Origin of the sequence: Pseudomonas fluorescens (assembly GCF_000968015.1) — a bacterium.
In the GTDB taxonomy this organism is placed as follows: domain Bacteria; phylum Pseudomonadota; class Gammaproteobacteria; order Pseudomonadales; family Pseudomonadaceae; genus Aquipseudomonas; species Aquipseudomonas fluorescens_W.
The window spans coordinates 72,186-87,030 of the sequence record NZ_LACH01000032.1 but is presented as its reverse complement, the minus strand read 5'-3'; the positions used below and the strand labels follow the sequence as shown (position 1 = coordinate 87,030).

Here is a 14,845-nt window from a genome sequence, read left to right as displayed (position 1 = left end):
CTTATGGCACGAGGTAACCTTTCACACCTGTGAAGATAATCTGTGCCGCCAGCGCGCACACAAACAACCCCATCAACCGGCTGACGATCTGTAAGCCCTGGTCGCCGAGAATGCGCTCGATGCGGTTGGACAGATAAAGCACCACGCCGACCGTGAAACTGGCCAGGGCAATACTGAGAATGGCCGTGAGTTTGTCGTCCCAATGAGGCTGACTCACGCCCATCACCAGCAAGGCGCCGATAGTGCCGGGGCCGACCGTCAGGGGAATCGTCAGCGGGACGATGGTCACGTCCTGCTGCACGTTGTCGGTCTGCACGGCCGACTTGCCCTGGGCCATGCCCAGCGCCGAGATGAACAACACACTGCCGGCGCCGATGCGGAAGGCGTCCACGGTAATGCCAAAGACACTGAAAATCACTCGCCCGAACAGGTACAGCAAGACGCTGGAGACCAGGGTGGCAGTCGCCACTTTCCAGGCCAGTCGGCGTTGTTCCTTGCGCGAATAACCGCGGGTCAGGCTGATGAAGCAGGACAACACGAAGAACGGGCTGTAGAGCACCAGCATCTTCAGGTAAACGCTGAACAACACGTGGAGCATGGTTTCGGCTCGCATCAGGAGAGGGGTGACGGGGAGTCTATCAGTCAGTTAATTGCTTGGGGATTTGAGTTGTGGCGTACGCGACAATTAATTTTTCTGTTGGGCGTTTTTATAGTCGAATGGGCGTCTTGTAAGTTGCATGGTTTGGTTGGGTTTAATGTTACAGATTTGAGTTTGTCGTTGTTCGGTTGTTTGGTTATTGTTTTATCGCAAGTTCATGAGGAACTTGTCTGGTATTTTTAAAAGGAATTCGTTATGTATAATCAAGCTGTTCGTGAAAGTTATGTTGCCGCCTGTATTGAAGCGATTGAAGAGTGTGAGCTCGATGAGCAGGTGATTATTCGTCCTCGTCGCATGATGGTTGTGGGCGACGACATTGAAGCGCCGTCGAAAGGTTCAATTGTGGGCGAAGGCACATTGGGTTTTGCTGGCAAACTCAGTGCCGTAAACAAGTCGGATGCTGAAAACGCCTTTCTGTTTGCAACCCGTGCAGCGAACAAACTCTACCCTCAAGAACATCAGGGCAAAGAGTGGTATTTGAGGTTCCGGGAAATCATGACCATCGCAGGCTGGACACCTGTCAGCAAGTACTATAGTGGCCTGCAAGTCGGCGGCACCAGCGTGCGGATGGACAAACTGGTGCTGGAGATTCTCGGTTCGGTGGTTGCCGGCGTTGCATTGCCTGGTCCATCGACCGCGTTGATGCTCAAGGTCGCGGGGGATGCAATCGCTGCCCTGCAAAAGCGTGACACGGCTGCTCTGACTGTTTATGAGCGAAATCTGCTGGAAAACGGCGTAGGCGGAATCTCGGCCGGCGCGTGTGTCGAAGTCGAAGGTGAGGCCATCATGGCCGTCGGTGCAGTGCGTTTTCTTCGCAAGAACTACTCGACCAAAGTGATGTTCGTGGATGTGGATGTCCGTAATGTGGACCTGTATCGCGGCGAAACGGTATTTGCCAAAAATACATTGGTTGCTGACGCAGTTCGTGAATCGGTCAAGAGCAAGCTGATCCCGCATAAAGACCAGATCGCAGACATTGATATCTAATTGATCTGAATCGGCAGCCGGTTATCGGCTGCCTTTTTTTATTGTCGAGGGAGTTGATATGAGTTGCGAATATTCTGTATTGATCGTTGGGGCTTGTGTCGTGATTATTCCGGCCGCGGATGGGGCGACCCAATATAAGGATCTGGTCGATTCCGTGTTGCTGGCGCAATTGATTGCCAATAAGAAAATCGAAAAAGCTCCGGATATCGACTGGTACAACGCCTATGTGGAATTTCTGGATGACTACTGGCTGCGACATTCAAGAGCAAGACAGGAATGGCCTGTCGCACAAGATAGCGTCGAGTGTGTCGGCGACTGGGTCATCGCATCGTTGTTCAAAGATGCTGTGAACAAAAGAGGCGCAGCGGCTGCAACGTTGCAGCGGCTGACAAGGCTGTCCGGCACCGAACCCGCAATAGAGTTGCTGCGCGGGCACATGCAGAGAATTTCCACGGGGGAGCCGGGGGATGTGCTTTCACCTGCCATGGCTGTGCGTTTGCTAGTAGTTGTAGCGTACACGCCGACATCCGTCACAAGCGTGTACATGGACCTTAAGACTGACCAGGGCCTCGACTCCAACCCGTTGGCCCAGCGCTACCAGGCCAAGGATGTACGAGGCAATGTTTGCATGCGCTACGCCGACGCCAACTTATCCGAAACGCTCTACGGCCCCGTGCGCGACGCGATTGCCTTGAAAGTCAAAGACAGGCTCGAGGACAACGTTGCAATGTTGACACTGACCGATGAGGGTTCGGACAAAGGGTTCTGCGCAGCAGATTGAGTCATGGCCGAGCAGGCGCCACACGCCTGCTCAAAAGGTCGACGCCGTGCGGTTCTGCTGATCGCGCTGAGCCACCCAATGTTCGATCAGGTCACGCAGTTGCGACAGCTCGACCGGTTTGGCCATGTGCCCGTCCATGCCGGCCTGGCGCGCGCGCTCTTTGTGCTCGGCAAGGATGTGCGCGGTCAGCGCCACCACGGGGGTGCGAATCCGCTGATTACCGACTTCCCAGGCACGCAATTGCTGAGTCGCGGAGAAGCCGTCGAGGATCGGCATTTCGCAGTCCATCAGGACCAGGTCATAACGCTGGGCTTTCATCGCCTGCAAGGCTTCTTCGCCATTGCTGGCGGTATCCGGTTGCAGGTTGAGCTTGCCTAGCATGCCGCGAATCACTTTGGTCGAGATGCTGTTGTCTTCGGCCACCAGGATGCGGAAATCACTGGGTACCTTAACCGGTAAGGTCGGGCCGGTGGGCAGGTGATGGGAGATGGAAAGGCCCTTGTTTCGTTGGTTCAGCTCATCGGCCAACGTTGTCTTGAGGGTGTAACCGGCCACCGGTTTGGCGAGGATGCGTTTGATCCCGGAGTTGCGCGCGATGATCTTGCTGGGCGCATTGCTGATGCCAGTGAGCATGATCAGCAGGATGTCGTGGTTCAGGCTCGGGTCTTCCTTGATCTTGGCGGCCAGTTGCATGCCGGTCATGCCGGGCATGTTCTGGTCCAGCAGGACCACGTCGAAGTAATCGCGCAAGTGAGCCTTGGTGCGCAGCAGCGCCAGCGCTTCCTTGCCGGACGCTACGGCACTGACATTCAGGCCCCAGGCGGTGCACTGTTGCACCAGCACTTTGCGGCAGGTGTCGTTATCGTCCACCACCAATACCCGTGCACCCTGCAGGGGGCCATCAAGGTCAGACGTCGGGTGTTCGAGGCGGTCAGGGTCCAGCGGCAGTGTCAGCCACAAGGTGCTGCCCTGATTGGCGCCGCTCTTGATCCCGAACTCCCCTTGCATCAAGCGAATCAGCTGACGGGCGATCACCAGTCCCAGGTTGCCTCCCAAACGGGTGGCCGAGAGGAAGTGCTTGCTGTGCAGTTCGGCGTGCATCAATGCGTCGCGTTCTTCGGCGTCCATCGGCTCGCCGCTGTCCTGCACGGCAATGCGCAAGCGCGGTTTGGCACTGCGCTCATCGAGCGCGACGACGATCAGGATTTCGCCTTCGTCGGTTTTTTTCAGGGCGTTTTCCAGCAGGCTCAGCAGGGTCTGGCGCAGGCGAGTCGGGTCACCGCTGATGACGCGCGGCACTTGCGGCTGGATAAAGCTGATCAGCTCGACGTTCTGCTGTTCGGCCTTGGCGCGGAAGATGCTCAGGCAGTCTTCGATCAGTGCGTTGAGGTCGAACTGCACATCGTCCAGTTCGATCTGCCCGGACTCGAGTTTGGAGATGTCGAGAATCTCGTTGATCAGTGTCAGCAGTTCGTTGCCGGCACTGTGGATGGTCTGCACGTAGTCGCGCTGCTTGACCGAGAGCGGCGTGCCCAGCAGCAGTTCGGTCATGCCCAGCACGCCATTCATCGGGGTACGGATTTCGTGGCTGATTTTTGCCAGGAATTCGGCCTTGGCGTTGATCTCGGCGTTGCTGGCGGCCAGGTCGCGGCTGACGCTGAAACGGTCTTCGGTGATGCTGCGCTGACGTTCGCTCAGCGCAATGCTCATCAACACGCCGCTGATGCAGATCAACCCCAGCAGCGTCATGATCAAGCCCTGCGGTGCGACAAGGGTCAATCCCAGCAGTGCCGGCAACATGATCAGAGTGCCGATGTTGAACACCACCATCGCCGCGACGAACAGGCGCGCCGGGCGATAACCTTTTTGCCAGTGATAGGCGCTGACGAACAACATGCTCAGACCTGCCAGAGCGACCAGGGCGTAAGTCATGATGTTCAGCGGCAGCGTGTTGACGAACAACAGCAGCAAGCCGCAGACCACGATGAACAGAATGTCCCCCAGCAGCAGCTTGTTCAGCGGGTGCGGGCCGAGTGGGGCGAAGAAGCGATAGGCGAACATCAGGCCGCACGGCGCCGTCAGCAGCAAGGCGAGGTAGGCGCCGGGTGTCTGCACTGCGTGCCAGTTCGGCAGCCAGGGCCCTGCCAGATTCAGCAACAGCAACAGGCTGAGCATCAACAATGCTTCGCATCCGGCCAGCCAGAGACTGCTGCGTGAGCGGGTATAGGCGTAGCGGACGAGGCTGTGCACGATCAGCATCGCGATACAGCCGAACAACAGTCCGTAGATCAGCGTCCGATTCTGATTGGCCGCGGTCATGACCGCCGACTGCAGGGTGATGTGAGGCCTCAACTGATGGTCGGAGACCAGTCGCAGGTAAACGTCGAGAGGTTTTTCGTTTTGCGGCAGCGGCAACATGAAGTCGCTGCTGGGCAGTGGCCGTTCAGCCTGGGGCTGGCCGGTGCCGGTGTTCAGTTGCTCGATCAGCGTGTCGCCGTCCAGCACATACAGATTGAGGTGCGACAGATCGGGAGCGAACACCCGCAGCAACTGTTCATGCTTGCCGGGAGCGAGTCTGAAACGCAGCCATAACGCGCCATCGGGCTCGGCGGCGGTGAGGCGGTCGAGTTCAATGGGGCTGAATTGATTGGTGTAGCGAGCGGAACGGATGTCGCTGAGCTGCAGGTCACCCTGTTCGTCGAGCAATACCGCCCAGCCACTGCCTTGCGCGGCCTGGGCCGGGAGCATCATGCAGAGCAAGGTCAGCAGAGTGACGGTGAATCCTATGGCAATCCTGAGCCAGCGCACGGCGAAATCCCTTCGTAGGTTAATGCCAGAATATAACTATGCGCGGCGCCGGAATAGTCCGGCAAGGGCCCGAAGCCCTTGCCTGGCCGAATGGCGTTCTTATTCCTGATTTTCGCCACGCTCGCGGGCAATGGCACGGTAGCCAATGTCCTTGCGATAGAAACAGCCTTCCCAGTCAATTTTCGCCGCCAGCTTGTAAGCCTGCTGCTGAGCGGCATCGACGCTGGCCCCCATTGCCGTGGCGCAGAGTACCCGACCACCGGCCGTCACCACTTGACCGTCCTTGAGTGCAGTACCGGCGTGGAAGACTTTGCCTTCCAGTGCTGCAGCTGCATCGAGACCGTTGATGGCAACGCCTTTAGCATAGTCACCAGGATAGCCGCCAGCCGCCAGCACGATGCCGACGCTCGGACGCGGATCCCATTGTGCTTCGACCTTGTCCAGGGCTTGCGCCAGCGCCGCTTCGACCAGCAATACCAGGCTCGACTGCAAACGCAGCATCACCGGTTGGGTCTCAGGGTCGCCGAAACGGCAGTTGAACTCGATAACTTTTGGGTTACCGGCTTTGTCGATCATCAGGCCGGCGTACAGGAAACCGGTGTAGACGTTGCCTTCATCGGCCATGCCGCGCACGGTTGGCCAGATCACCAGGTCCATGACGCGCTTGTGCACTTGCGCGGTCACGACCGGGGCAGGGGAGTAAGCACCCATGCCACCGGTGTTCGGACCGGTGTCGCCGTCGCCGACGCGTTTGTGGTCCTGGCTGGTGGCCATCGGCAATACGTTCTTGCCGTCGACCATGACGATGAAGCTGGCTTCTTCGCCATCCAGAAACTCTTCGATCACCACGCGCGAACCGGCGTCGCCGAATGCGTTGCCCGCGAGCATGTCGCGTACGGCGTCTTCGGCTTCGGTCAGCGTCATGGCAACGATCACGCCTTTACCGGCGGCCAGGCCATCGGCCTTGATCACGATCGGTGCGCCTTTTTCACGCAGATATGCCAGGGCAGGCTCGATCTCGGTGAAGTTCTGGTAGTCGGCGGTCGGGATCTTGTGGCGCGCCAGGAAATCCTTGGTGAAGGCTTTCGAACCTTCCAGCTGAGCAGCGCCAGCGGTCGGACCGAAGCAATCCAGGCCACGGGAGCGGAACAGGTCGACGACACCCGCGACCAGCGGCACTTCCGGGCCGACGATGGTCAGGGAAACGTTTTTCTCGGCGAAGTCTGCCAGCTGCTCAAGGGCCAGCACGTCGATAGCGACGTTCTCGCACTTGGCTTCAATGGCGGTGCCGGCGTTGCCCGGAGCCACGAAAACTTTCTGCACACGCGGATCCTGAGCCACTTTCCAGGCCAGGGCGTGTTCACGGCCACCGCTGCCAATGATCAAAACATTCATTTCAAAAACCTCGGATGACGCTAATTCTGTAGGCAGCACTGAAGCTGCTTTTCTGTGGGAGTGAGCCTGCTCGCGATGACGGCGTTACAGTCAGAATCAATGTGTCTGAAAGGACGCTATCGCGAGCAAGCTCACTCCTACAGTTAGGCGTGTACTTAGTGACGGAAGTGGCGCATGCCGGTGAACACCATCGCGATGCCAGCTTCATCAGCGGCTGCAATCACTTCGTTATCACGCATCGAGCCACCCGGCTGGATCACCGCAGTGATGCCAACCTTGGCCGCGTTGTCGATGCCGTCGCGGAACGGGAAGAATGCATCCGATGCCATGACCGCACCTTGCACCTGCAGACCAGCGTGTTCAGCCTTGATCGCAGCAATACGAGCGGAGTTCACGCGGCTCATCTGGCCAGCGCCGACACCGATGGTCTGACGGTTTTTGGCGTAGACGATGGCGTTGGACTTAACGTATTTGGCGACTTTCCAGGCGAAGATCAGGTCGTGGATCTCTTGTTCGGTCGGAGCGCGTTTGGTCACGACTTTCAAGTCGTCGGCACCGATCATGCCGATGTCGCGGCTCTGTACCAGCAGGCCACCGTTGACGCGTTTGTAGTCCCAGGCAGCAGCGCGATCAGCCGACCACTCGCCGCAGGCCAGCAGGCGCACGTTGGCTTTGGCAGCCACGATGGCGCGAGCTTCTTCGCTGACGGACGGGGCGATGATCACTTCGACGAACTGACGCTCGACGATGGCCTTGGCGGTTTCAGCATCCAGTTCGCGGTTGAAGGCGATGATGCCGCCGAACGCCGACTCGGTGTCGGTGGCGTAGGCCAGTTCGTAAGCCTGACGGATGCCGCCTTCGGCGTCCGGGCTCACGGCCACGCCGCACGGGTTGGCGTGCTTGACGATCACGCAGGCTGGCTTGACGAAGCTCTTCACGCATTCCAGCGCGGCGTCGGTGTCGGCCACGTTGTTGTACGACAGCTCTTTGCCCTGCAGTTGGGTCGCGGTGGCGATACCGACTTCGGCTGGCTTGGCTTCAACGTAGAACGCCGCGCTCTGGTGCGGGTTCTCGCCGTAGCGCATTTCCTGAGCCTTGACGAACTGGCTGTTGAAGGTGCGCGGGAACTCGCTGCGACCTTCGGTGCTGAGGGTGTCAGCCGCCTGGTTCACGGTGCCCATGTAGTTGGCGATCATGCCGTCATAGGCGGCGGTGTGTTCGAACGCCTTGAGCATCAGGTCGAAACGCTGAGCGTAGGTCAGGCCGCCAGCCTTGAGGCTTTCGAGGACGTTGGCGTAGTCGCTGGCATTCACCACGATGGCCACGTCTTTGTGGTTTTTTGCAGCCGAGCGGACCATGGTCGGGCCGCCGATATCGATGTTCTCGATCGCGGTCGGCAGGTCGCAGCCTGGCTTGTTGATGGTGGCTTCGAACGGGTACAGGTTGACCGCTACCAGATCGATCGGCTTGATGCCGTGCTCGTTCATGATGGCGTCGTCGATACCGCGACGACCGAGGATCCCGCCGTGGATTTTCGGGTGCAGGGTTTTCACCCGACCGTCCATCATTTCTGCGAAACCGGTGTAATCCGCGACTTCCACTGCGGCAACACCGTTGTCGCGCAGCAGCTTGAACGTTCCGCCGGTGGAGAGGATCTCGACACCCAGGGCTTCAAGTTCTTTGGCGAATTCGAGGATCCCGGTCTTGTCGGAAACGCTGATCAAGGCGCGGCGGATCGGCAGGCGGGTAGTCTGGTCGGTCATTTCAATTTCCATCAAAAGCAAAGGAGTCAGCAAAAAAGGCGACCGTTTTAAGCGGGCGCCTTTCTGGTTTGATTGAATGCTTACAGCAAATCGTACTGCTTGAGTTTCTTGCGCAGCGTGCCCCGGTTCAGCCCGAGCAGCTCGCTGGCCTTGGTCTGGTTGCCCTTGACGTAGTTCATCACGCACTCGAGCAGGGGAGCCTCGACTTCGGAGAGCACCAGGTTGTACACATCCGTGACGGCAGCGCCCTCAAGGTGGGCGAAATAATTGTGCAGCGCCTTCTCGACACTCCCGCGAAGGGTCTGACCTTCTTCGCTCGGCGTATTGAGGTGCTGTTTCAAATTCACGTTGTCGCTCACGGGTGTTGTTCCACTCACTAAAGTCTCGGTCATCATCGTCATGCGGCCACCTCGTCTCCGTCCCCTGTCAGGCTCTTGTAACGTTCGGCGAAGAAGCCCTGAACGTTGGCGCATTGTGCTTCCGTATCTTCCAAACGATTGAAGTGGGCGCGAAACTCCTTGGCGCCCGGCAAGGTTGCGAGATACCAGCCCACATGCTTTCGAGCAATGCGTACGCCCATGACGTCTCCATAGAAGACGTGCAGCGCAGCCAGATGCTCTAGCAGAATGCGTTCCACCTCAATCAGTTCCAGTGCCGGGAGTTTCTCGCCGGTACGCAGAAAATGATCGATCTCACGAAAAATCCATGGCCGCCCCTGGGCGGCCCGGCCTACCAGCAGGCCATCGGCACCGGTCGCATCGAGCACGTACCGGGCCTTCTCTGGCGAATCGATATCGCCGTTGGCAAAGACCGGAATCGACACCGCCTGCTTGATCGCGGCAATGGTGTCGTATTCGGCTTCGCCGGTGTACAGATCGGCACGGGTGCGGCCATGAACCGCCAGCGCCGTAATGCCTGCCTGCTCGGCGATCTTCGCCACGGTCAGGCCGTTCTTGTTGTCCCGGTCCCAGCCGGTACGGATCTTCAGGGTGACCGGCACATCAACCGCAGCCACTACGGCCTGCAGGATCTCGGTCACCAATGCTTCATCTTTCAGCAGCGCGGACCCGGCGGCCTTGTTGCAGACCTTTTTCGCCGGACAGCCCATGTTGATATCAATAATCTGTGCGCCCAGTTCGACGTTGGCCCGGGCCGCATCCGCCAGCATCTGTGCATCACCACCGGCGATCTGTACCGAGCGGGGCTCGGGATCACCTTCGTGGATCATGCGCATCCGCGATTTGCGGGTGTTCCACAAGCTCATGTCGCTGGTGACCATTTCCGAGACTACAAGTCCTGCGCCCAGTCGCTTGCACAGCTGACGAAAGGGTTGGTCTGTGACCCCCGCCATCGGGGCGAGAATCAAGCCGTTGTGCAATGTGTAAGGACCGATGCGTACCGCCGACATAGGACTTCCCTGTTGTGGGGTCGGATCATGAGAGTTCGAAAAAGGGTTGGCATGATACCCGCTCTCGATGACTGGATAAAGGCTGAATTGAACAAAATCTGAACAGTTATTCTGTTATCGCCAGCGGTTTGGTGTGAGCGGTCAAAGTCAGAAATATGCCGTCAAAGCCGTAGCACTGAACCGTTTCACTCGGGCGAATGGAAGCTCAGGCTGTAATTCACCGCTTTGGAGCCTGGATCGAGGATATCCAGTGCGATGTGGATCGGCGTTTGCGGAGGCATCTCCGCCATCCCTTCGAGATCGCCGTTGAGGTACTCGCCGGGCTTGAAGCGACGGCTGGCGATCAGGTGGCCGTTGAGGTCGGCAAAACGCAATTCCAGCAGCGGGAAAGGCTGGGAGAAGGGCGCGCGGTTGTAGATGATCGCGTCGACCACCAGTGCGCCGTTGAATTCCGGGTGGCTGCGGACCACCAGGTTGCTGCTTTTGATTTTGGCGATGTCGACTTTGGATGGCACGGTGCAGCCGATTTGCGGGCACAGTTGCTGGAACCACGGACGGTACTGGTCCTGACGCGCCAGTTCCTCGAAATGGTAGGCGACGTACTGGCCGGCGAGCGCGGCAACGCCGAGCAGGATCAACAGCAGCCAGAAAAACCGGCGGCCCCAGGGTGAGCGGCGCTTTTGCCAATCCAGTTGCAGTGGGTCATCGGTCAGGTCTTGCAGGGCTTCCGCGCGGACAGCCGGCTCACGCTTTTTGCGCACAGGCTCGATCGAGGGCAGATCGTCGTCGATGTCATCGGTCGCCGACAGGCGTTCGTGATGTATCGGTGCGTCGAGTGGGTCGTGCAGGCGCAACTGTGGCGGCAGAGACTCGTCGTCCAGTTCCACCGGTTCCAGGGACAGCGAAGGTTCGGTGCGCGAGTATTTGCTCGGATCGAGTTCCAGCTCCGGCAAGTCGGCTTCAGCGGTCTGCGCACGATCGGCGGCCGATTCGCTGAACAGGCTGTCGGGCCACGGCGCCTCTTCGTGCTCGACGGTATCCCGGCTGGCACTCAGGTTATCTGCGCGCTGACGGCTGAATTCCGTGGTCGGCTGGATCTCCCGTTGTTCGAGGCGGGCGAGTTCTTCGTCCAGGTCCAGGCTGTCCAGATCCAGCTCGGCGGCGGTCCATTGCTTTTGGCTGATGGCCCGCGGCTCCGGTGGCTCGACGATGGCCGAGGCAGCTGGCGTGATCGCGTCTTTGCCGGCCCGTTGCTCAAGTAGCTGCTTGGCGGCGTTGAACACCTGCAAACACGAGCCGCAACGAACCACCCCGCGGGCCACGCTCAATTGAGCATGGCTGACACGGAAGCTGGTTTGGCAATGCGGGCACTGGGTGACGAAGCTGTCGGTCATGCGGCGATCCGGTTTATGCAGGCGCTCATTCTAGCGCCGACGGCCAGTGATGCGCACCCAGCCATCGCGATTGGCGATCGGGTCCAGATCGAAGTCCTGAGCGTAGGCTTTGGCGACTTCTTCACCTTGCTCGGCGAGGATGCCCGACAGCGCCAGGCGACCGCCGGATTTGACCAGGCTGGACAATTGCGGCGCCAGGGAAACCAGCGGGCCGGCAAGAATATTGGCCACCAGCACGTCGGCCTGAACCTGCGGCAAGTCTTCTGGCAGATACAGGGGGAAGAGTTCTTCGGCAATATTGTTGCGGCCGGCGTTATCGCGGGAGGCTTCCAGGGCTTGCACGTCGATATCGGTACCGACGGCTTGCTTGGCGCCCAGCAGCAGGGCGGCAATCGCCAGAATCCCTGAGCCGCAACCAAAGTCCAGCACGTTGCAGTCTTTCAGGTCCTGACCATCGAGCCATTCCAGGCACAGCGCGGTAGTCGGGTGAGTGCCGGTGCCGAACGCCAGGCCCGGATCCAGCAGCAGGTTTACGGCATCAGGCTCGGGTGCGGCGTGCCAGCTCGGAACGATCCACAGGCGCTGGCCGAAACGCATCGGCTGGAAACCGTCCATCCAGCTACGTTCCCAGTCCTGGTCTTCGATGACTTCGCTGTGATGCTCGGGCAGCGGGCTGCCGGTCAGCAACTCAAGGTGGGCCAGTACGGTGGCGGCTTCGGTGCCACCTTCGAACAGGGCCAGCAGGTGCGTGTGCGACCACAGCGGGGTGGTGTTGAGTTCCGGCTCGAAGATCGGCTGATCTTCGGCGTCCATGAACGTCACCGACACGGCGCCCACTTCAAGGAAAGCGTCTTCGTAGGTTTCGGCTTGTTCTGGGCTGATGGCGAGACGGACTTGCAGCCAAGGCATGGCGGGCACCTTTGAAAAATATTGATTGCAGCCTAGCGGGCTGCGAGAAGCGCGCAAGTTTACGCGAGCGCGGAGGTTTTGTGGGAGCGGCTTGACCTGCATCCACCGCCGGGTCCCCGGGTGACGCCGGACCCTGTGGGAGCGAGCTTGCTCGCGATGGCGTCGGCAAATCCAATATCAGCGTCGGCTGACACGCCGCCATCGCGAGCAAGCTCGCTCCCACAGGGAGGCATGGCGACAGGTCGGATGAAACTTTCAGAAACAACAAAGCCGCCCAAAGGCGGCTTTGTTGATGGGGTCGAAGCTTAGTGCTTCTCGCCTGCCAGCTTGTGCTCGAGGTAGTGAATGTTCACGCCCCCTTTGCAGAAGCCTTCATCACGGACCAGGTCGCGGTGCAGCGGGATGTTGGTCTTGATCCCGTCGACAACGATTTCGTCCAGCGCATTGCGCATGCGCGCCATGGCTTCGTCACGGGTTGCGCCGTAGGTGATCAGCTTGCCGATCAACGAATCGTAGTTCGGCGGAACGGCATAGCCACTGTACAGGTGCGAATCGACGCGAACGCCGTTGCCGCCTGGTGCGTGGAAATGCTTGACCGTGCCTGGGCTCGGCATAAAGGTTTTCGGGTCTTCGGCGTTGATCCGGCATTCCAGCGCGTGACCGCGGATGACCACGTCATCCTGGGTGAACGACAGCTTGTTGCCGGCGGCGATGCTGAGCATCTCCTTGACGATGTCGATGCCGGTGACCATTTCCGAAACCGGGTGCTCTACCTGGACACGAGTGTTCATCTCGATGAAGTAGAAGTGACCGTTTTCGTAAAGGAACTCGAAGGTGCCAGCGCCACGGTAGCCGATGTCGATGCAAGCCTTGACGCAGCGTGCGAGGACTTCAGCCCGTGCCTTCTCGTCGATGCCCGGTGCCGGCGCTTCTTCGAGAACCTTCTGGTGACGACGTTGCAGCGAGCAATCGCGGTCGCCCAGATGGATGGCATGGCCCTGGCCGTCGGAAAGTACCTGGACTTCCACGTGACGTGGGTTGGTCAGGAATTTTTCCAGATAAACCATCGGGTTGCCGAACGCCGCGCCTGCTTCGGAGCGGGTCAGTTTCGCCGAGGAGATCAGGTCTTCTTCGTTATGCACAACGCGCATGCCGCGACCACCGCCGCCGCCAGCGGCCTTGATGATCACCGGGTAACCGACTTCGCGACCGATGCGCAGAGCGGTTTCTTCGTCTTCAGGCAACGGGCCGTCGGAACCCGGAACGGTTGGAACGCCCGCAGCGATCATGGCGTGCTTGGCCGATACCTTGTCGCCCATCAGGCGAATAGTGTCGGCTTTCGGGCCAATGAAGGCGAAGCCGGAGTTCTCGACCTGTTCAGCGAAATCAGCGTTTTCCGCAAGGAAACCGTAGCCTGGGTGAATGGCGGTAGCGCCGGTCACTTCAGCCGCGGCGATGATTGCCGGGATGTGCAGATAAGAATGCGCGGCCGAGGCCGGGCCGATGCAGACGGATTCGTCTGCCAGGCCCAAGTGCATCAGCTCTTTGTCAGCCTTGGAGTAAACGGCGACAGTCTTGATGCCCATCTCTTTGCAAGCACGCAGGATCCGCAGGGCGATCTCACCGCGGTTGGCGATCAGAACTTTTTCCAACTTCGCAGTCATCAAAGTCTCTCCGCGGTTCAAACGATGGTGAACAGCGGTTGGTCGTACTCAACCGGCTGGCCGTCTTCGACGAGGATAGATTCGATCACACCGCTGGTTTCAGCTTCGATGTGGTTCATCATCTTCATGGCTTCGACGATGCACAGGGTGTCGCCTTTCTTCACGGTCTGACCGACTTCAACGAAGGACGGCGAGGATGGCGAAGATTTGCGATAGAAGGTGCCGACCATAGGCGAACGGGCAACGTTACCGTTCAGAACTGGCGCGGCCGGAGCAGCAGGTGCGGCGGCAGCAACCGGGGCAGCAGCAACAGGCGCAGGCGCCGGAGCATGCATTGGAGCCGGTGCGTAGTACTGCTGAGCCGGGGTCTTGCTGTGACGGCTGATGCGTACGGACTCTTCGCCTTCCTTGATCTCGAGTTCGTCGATGCCGGACTCTTCCAGCAGTTCGATCAGTTTCTTAACTTTACGGATATCCATGAATCATCAACTCCCAAGGGTCGGTCAGGGGCGTTACGCTTGTTGTTCAAGCTGTTGCCGGTCTTTCAAGCTGTTCTAGGGCAGCCTCCAGGGCCAGTCGATAACCGCTGGCGCCAAGGCCGCAGATCACTCCCACCGCTACGTCGGAGAAGTAAGAGTGATGGCGGAAAGGTTCGCGTTTGTGCACGTTAGACAAATGCACTTCGATGAATGGGATGCTCACCGCCAGCAGCGCGTCACGTAATGCGACACTTGTGTGCGTAAAAGCTGCTGGGTTGATCAGAATGAAGTCCACACCTTCGCTGCGGGCAGCGTGGATGCGGTCGATCAATTCGTACTCGGCGTTGCTTTGCAGGTGCAGCAAATGGTGGCCGGCTTCTCGGGCACGGCGTTCCAGGTCCTGGTTGATCTGCGCCAGTGTCGTAGCGCCGTAGGTGCCCGGTTCACGGGTGCCGAGCATGTTCAGGTTGGGTCCGTGCAGAACCAGTAGCGTCGCCATCTGCTGTTCCTTGTTATCTGTGTGCAATTGTCAGAACCCGGCGACTATGCCGCAAAGCCTTTGTGACTGTCCAGTTCTATGCAATAGCCAGCACGATGGC

General features: G+C 59.2%; 13 protein-coding genes. 2 read left to right on the top strand and 11 right to left on the bottom strand.

Annotation, left to right across the window (positions count from 1 at the left end; genetic code table 11):
• Window position 1: 1 nt before the first annotated feature.
• Complete coding sequence (locus VD17_RS15310; RefSeq protein WP_007937197.1) at window positions 2-598, bottom strand: MarC family protein; 597 nt, start codon at window positions 596-598, stop codon at window positions 2-4.
• Between the two features lie 255 nt (window positions 599-853).
• Between VD17_RS15310 and VD17_RS15305 the strand changes: the two genes are divergently transcribed.
• Window positions 854-1,645, top strand: a complete 792-nt coding sequence (locus VD17_RS15305; RefSeq protein WP_046054531.1) for a hypothetical protein — start codon at window positions 854-856, stop codon at window positions 1,643-1,645.
• Between the two features lie 58 nt (window positions 1,646-1,703).
• A complete protein-coding gene (locus tag VD17_RS15300; protein WP_046054530.1) occupies window positions 1,704-2,426 on the top strand; it encodes a hypothetical protein in 723 nt (240 codons plus the stop codon).
• Between the two features lie 30 nt (window positions 2,427-2,456).
• On the opposite strand, the gene VD17_RS15295 is transcribed toward VD17_RS15300, so the two are convergent.
• From VD17_RS15295 to aroQ, 10 genes are all read right to left on the bottom strand, one after another.
• Complete coding sequence (locus VD17_RS15295; protein WP_046054529.1) at window positions 2,457-5,234, bottom strand: hybrid sensor histidine kinase/response regulator; 2,778 nt, start codon at window positions 5,232-5,234, stop codon at window positions 2,457-2,459.
• A gap of 99 nt (window positions 5,235-5,333) precedes the next feature.
• The gene (gene purD, locus VD17_RS15290) at window positions 5,334-6,629 is read right to left on the bottom strand and encodes a phosphoribosylamine--glycine ligase (RefSeq protein WP_046054528.1); all 1,296 of its coding nucleotides are present in this window, start codon (window positions 6,627-6,629) and stop codon (window positions 5,334-5,336) included.
• A gap of 155 nt (window positions 6,630-6,784) precedes the next feature.
• A complete protein-coding gene (gene purH / locus VD17_RS15285) occupies window positions 6,785-8,392 on the bottom strand; it encodes a bifunctional phosphoribosylaminoimidazolecarboxamide formyltransferase/IMP cyclohydrolase (protein ID WP_046054527.1) in 1,608 nt (535 codons plus the stop codon).
• An 80-nt stretch (window positions 8,393-8,472) separates the two neighbouring features.
• Window positions 8,473-8,793, bottom strand: coding sequence for a DNA-binding transcriptional regulator Fis (gene fis, locus VD17_RS15280; RefSeq protein ID WP_007907419.1), 321 nt, complete (start codon window positions 8,791-8,793; stop codon window positions 8,473-8,475).
• Entirely contained in the window at window positions 8,790-9,800 is a 1,011-nt protein-coding gene (gene dusB / locus VD17_RS15275; RefSeq protein WP_046054526.1) for a tRNA dihydrouridine synthase DusB, read from the bottom strand. The genes fis and dusB overlap by 4 nt, the downstream gene beginning before the upstream one ends.
• Window positions 9,801-9,985: 185 nt before the next feature.
• Window positions 9,986-11,194 (bottom strand): DUF3426 domain-containing protein, encoded by a 1,209-nt coding sequence (locus VD17_RS15270; RefSeq protein WP_046054525.1) that lies wholly within the window; start codon window positions 11,192-11,194, stop codon window positions 9,986-9,988.
• 30 nt (window positions 11,195-11,224) lie between these two features.
• The gene (gene prmA / locus VD17_RS15265) at window positions 11,225-12,103 is read right to left on the bottom strand and encodes a 50S ribosomal protein L11 methyltransferase (protein ID WP_033059581.1); all 879 of its coding nucleotides are present in this window, start codon (window positions 12,101-12,103) and stop codon (window positions 11,225-11,227) included.
• 305 nt (window positions 12,104-12,408) lie between these two features.
• Window positions 12,409-13,767: an acetyl-CoA carboxylase biotin carboxylase subunit gene (accC, locus tag VD17_RS15260; protein ID WP_046054524.1), complete on the bottom strand. Its 1,359-nt coding sequence runs from the start codon at window positions 13,765-13,767 to the stop codon at window positions 12,409-12,411.
• A gap of 17 nt (window positions 13,768-13,784) precedes the next feature.
• Window positions 13,785-14,246, bottom strand: coding sequence for an acetyl-CoA carboxylase biotin carboxyl carrier protein (gene accB / locus VD17_RS15255; RefSeq protein WP_046054523.1), 462 nt, complete (start codon window positions 14,244-14,246; stop codon window positions 13,785-13,787).
• Window positions 14,247-14,292: 46 nt separating this feature from the next.
• On the bottom strand, window positions 14,293-14,745 hold the full coding sequence (aroQ, locus tag VD17_RS15250; protein WP_033059577.1) for a type II 3-dehydroquinate dehydratase: 453 nt from the start codon (window positions 14,743-14,745) through the stop codon (window positions 14,293-14,295).
• Window positions 14,746-14,845: the final 100 nt, after the last annotated feature.

Coding starts and splice junctions, on each gene's coding strand:
- VD17_RS15310 (WP_007937197.1), bottom strand. CDS start 598: ATGCTCCACGTGTTGTTCAGCGTTTACCTGAAGATGCTGGTGCTCTAC.
- VD17_RS15305 (WP_046054531.1), top strand. CDS start 854: ATGTATAATCAAGCTGTTCGTGAAAGTTATGTTGCCGCCTGTATTGAA.
- VD17_RS15300 (WP_046054530.1), top strand. CDS start 1,704: ATGAGTTGCGAATATTCTGTATTGATCGTTGGGGCTTGTGTCGTGATT.
- purD (WP_046054528.1), bottom strand. CDS start 6,629: ATGAATGTTTTGATCATTGGCAGCGGTGGCCGTGAACACGCCCTGGCC.
- purH (WP_046054527.1), bottom strand. CDS start 8,392: ATGACCGACCAGACTACCCGCCTGCCGATCCGCCGCGCCTTGATCAGC.
- fis (WP_007907419.1), bottom strand. CDS start 8,793: ATGACGATGATGACCGAGACTTTAGTGAGTGGAACAACACCCGTGAGC.
- dusB (WP_046054526.1), bottom strand. CDS start 9,800: ATGTCGGCGGTACGCATCGGTCCTTACACATTGCACAACGGCTTGATT.
- VD17_RS15270 (WP_046054525.1), bottom strand. CDS start 11,194: ATGACCGACAGCTTCGTCACCCAGTGCCCGCATTGCCAAACCAGCTTC.
- prmA (WP_033059581.1), bottom strand. CDS start 12,103: ATGCCTTGGCTGCAAGTCCGTCTCGCCATCAGCCCAGAACAAGCCGAA.
- accC (WP_046054524.1), bottom strand. CDS start 13,767: ATGACTGCGAAGTTGGAAAAAGTTCTGATCGCCAACCGCGGTGAGATC.
- accB (WP_046054523.1), bottom strand. CDS start 14,246: ATGGATATCCGTAAAGTTAAGAAACTGATCGAACTGCTGGAAGAGTCC.
- aroQ (WP_033059577.1), bottom strand. CDS start 14,745: ATGGCGACGCTACTGGTTCTGCACGGACCCAACCTGAACATGCTCGGC.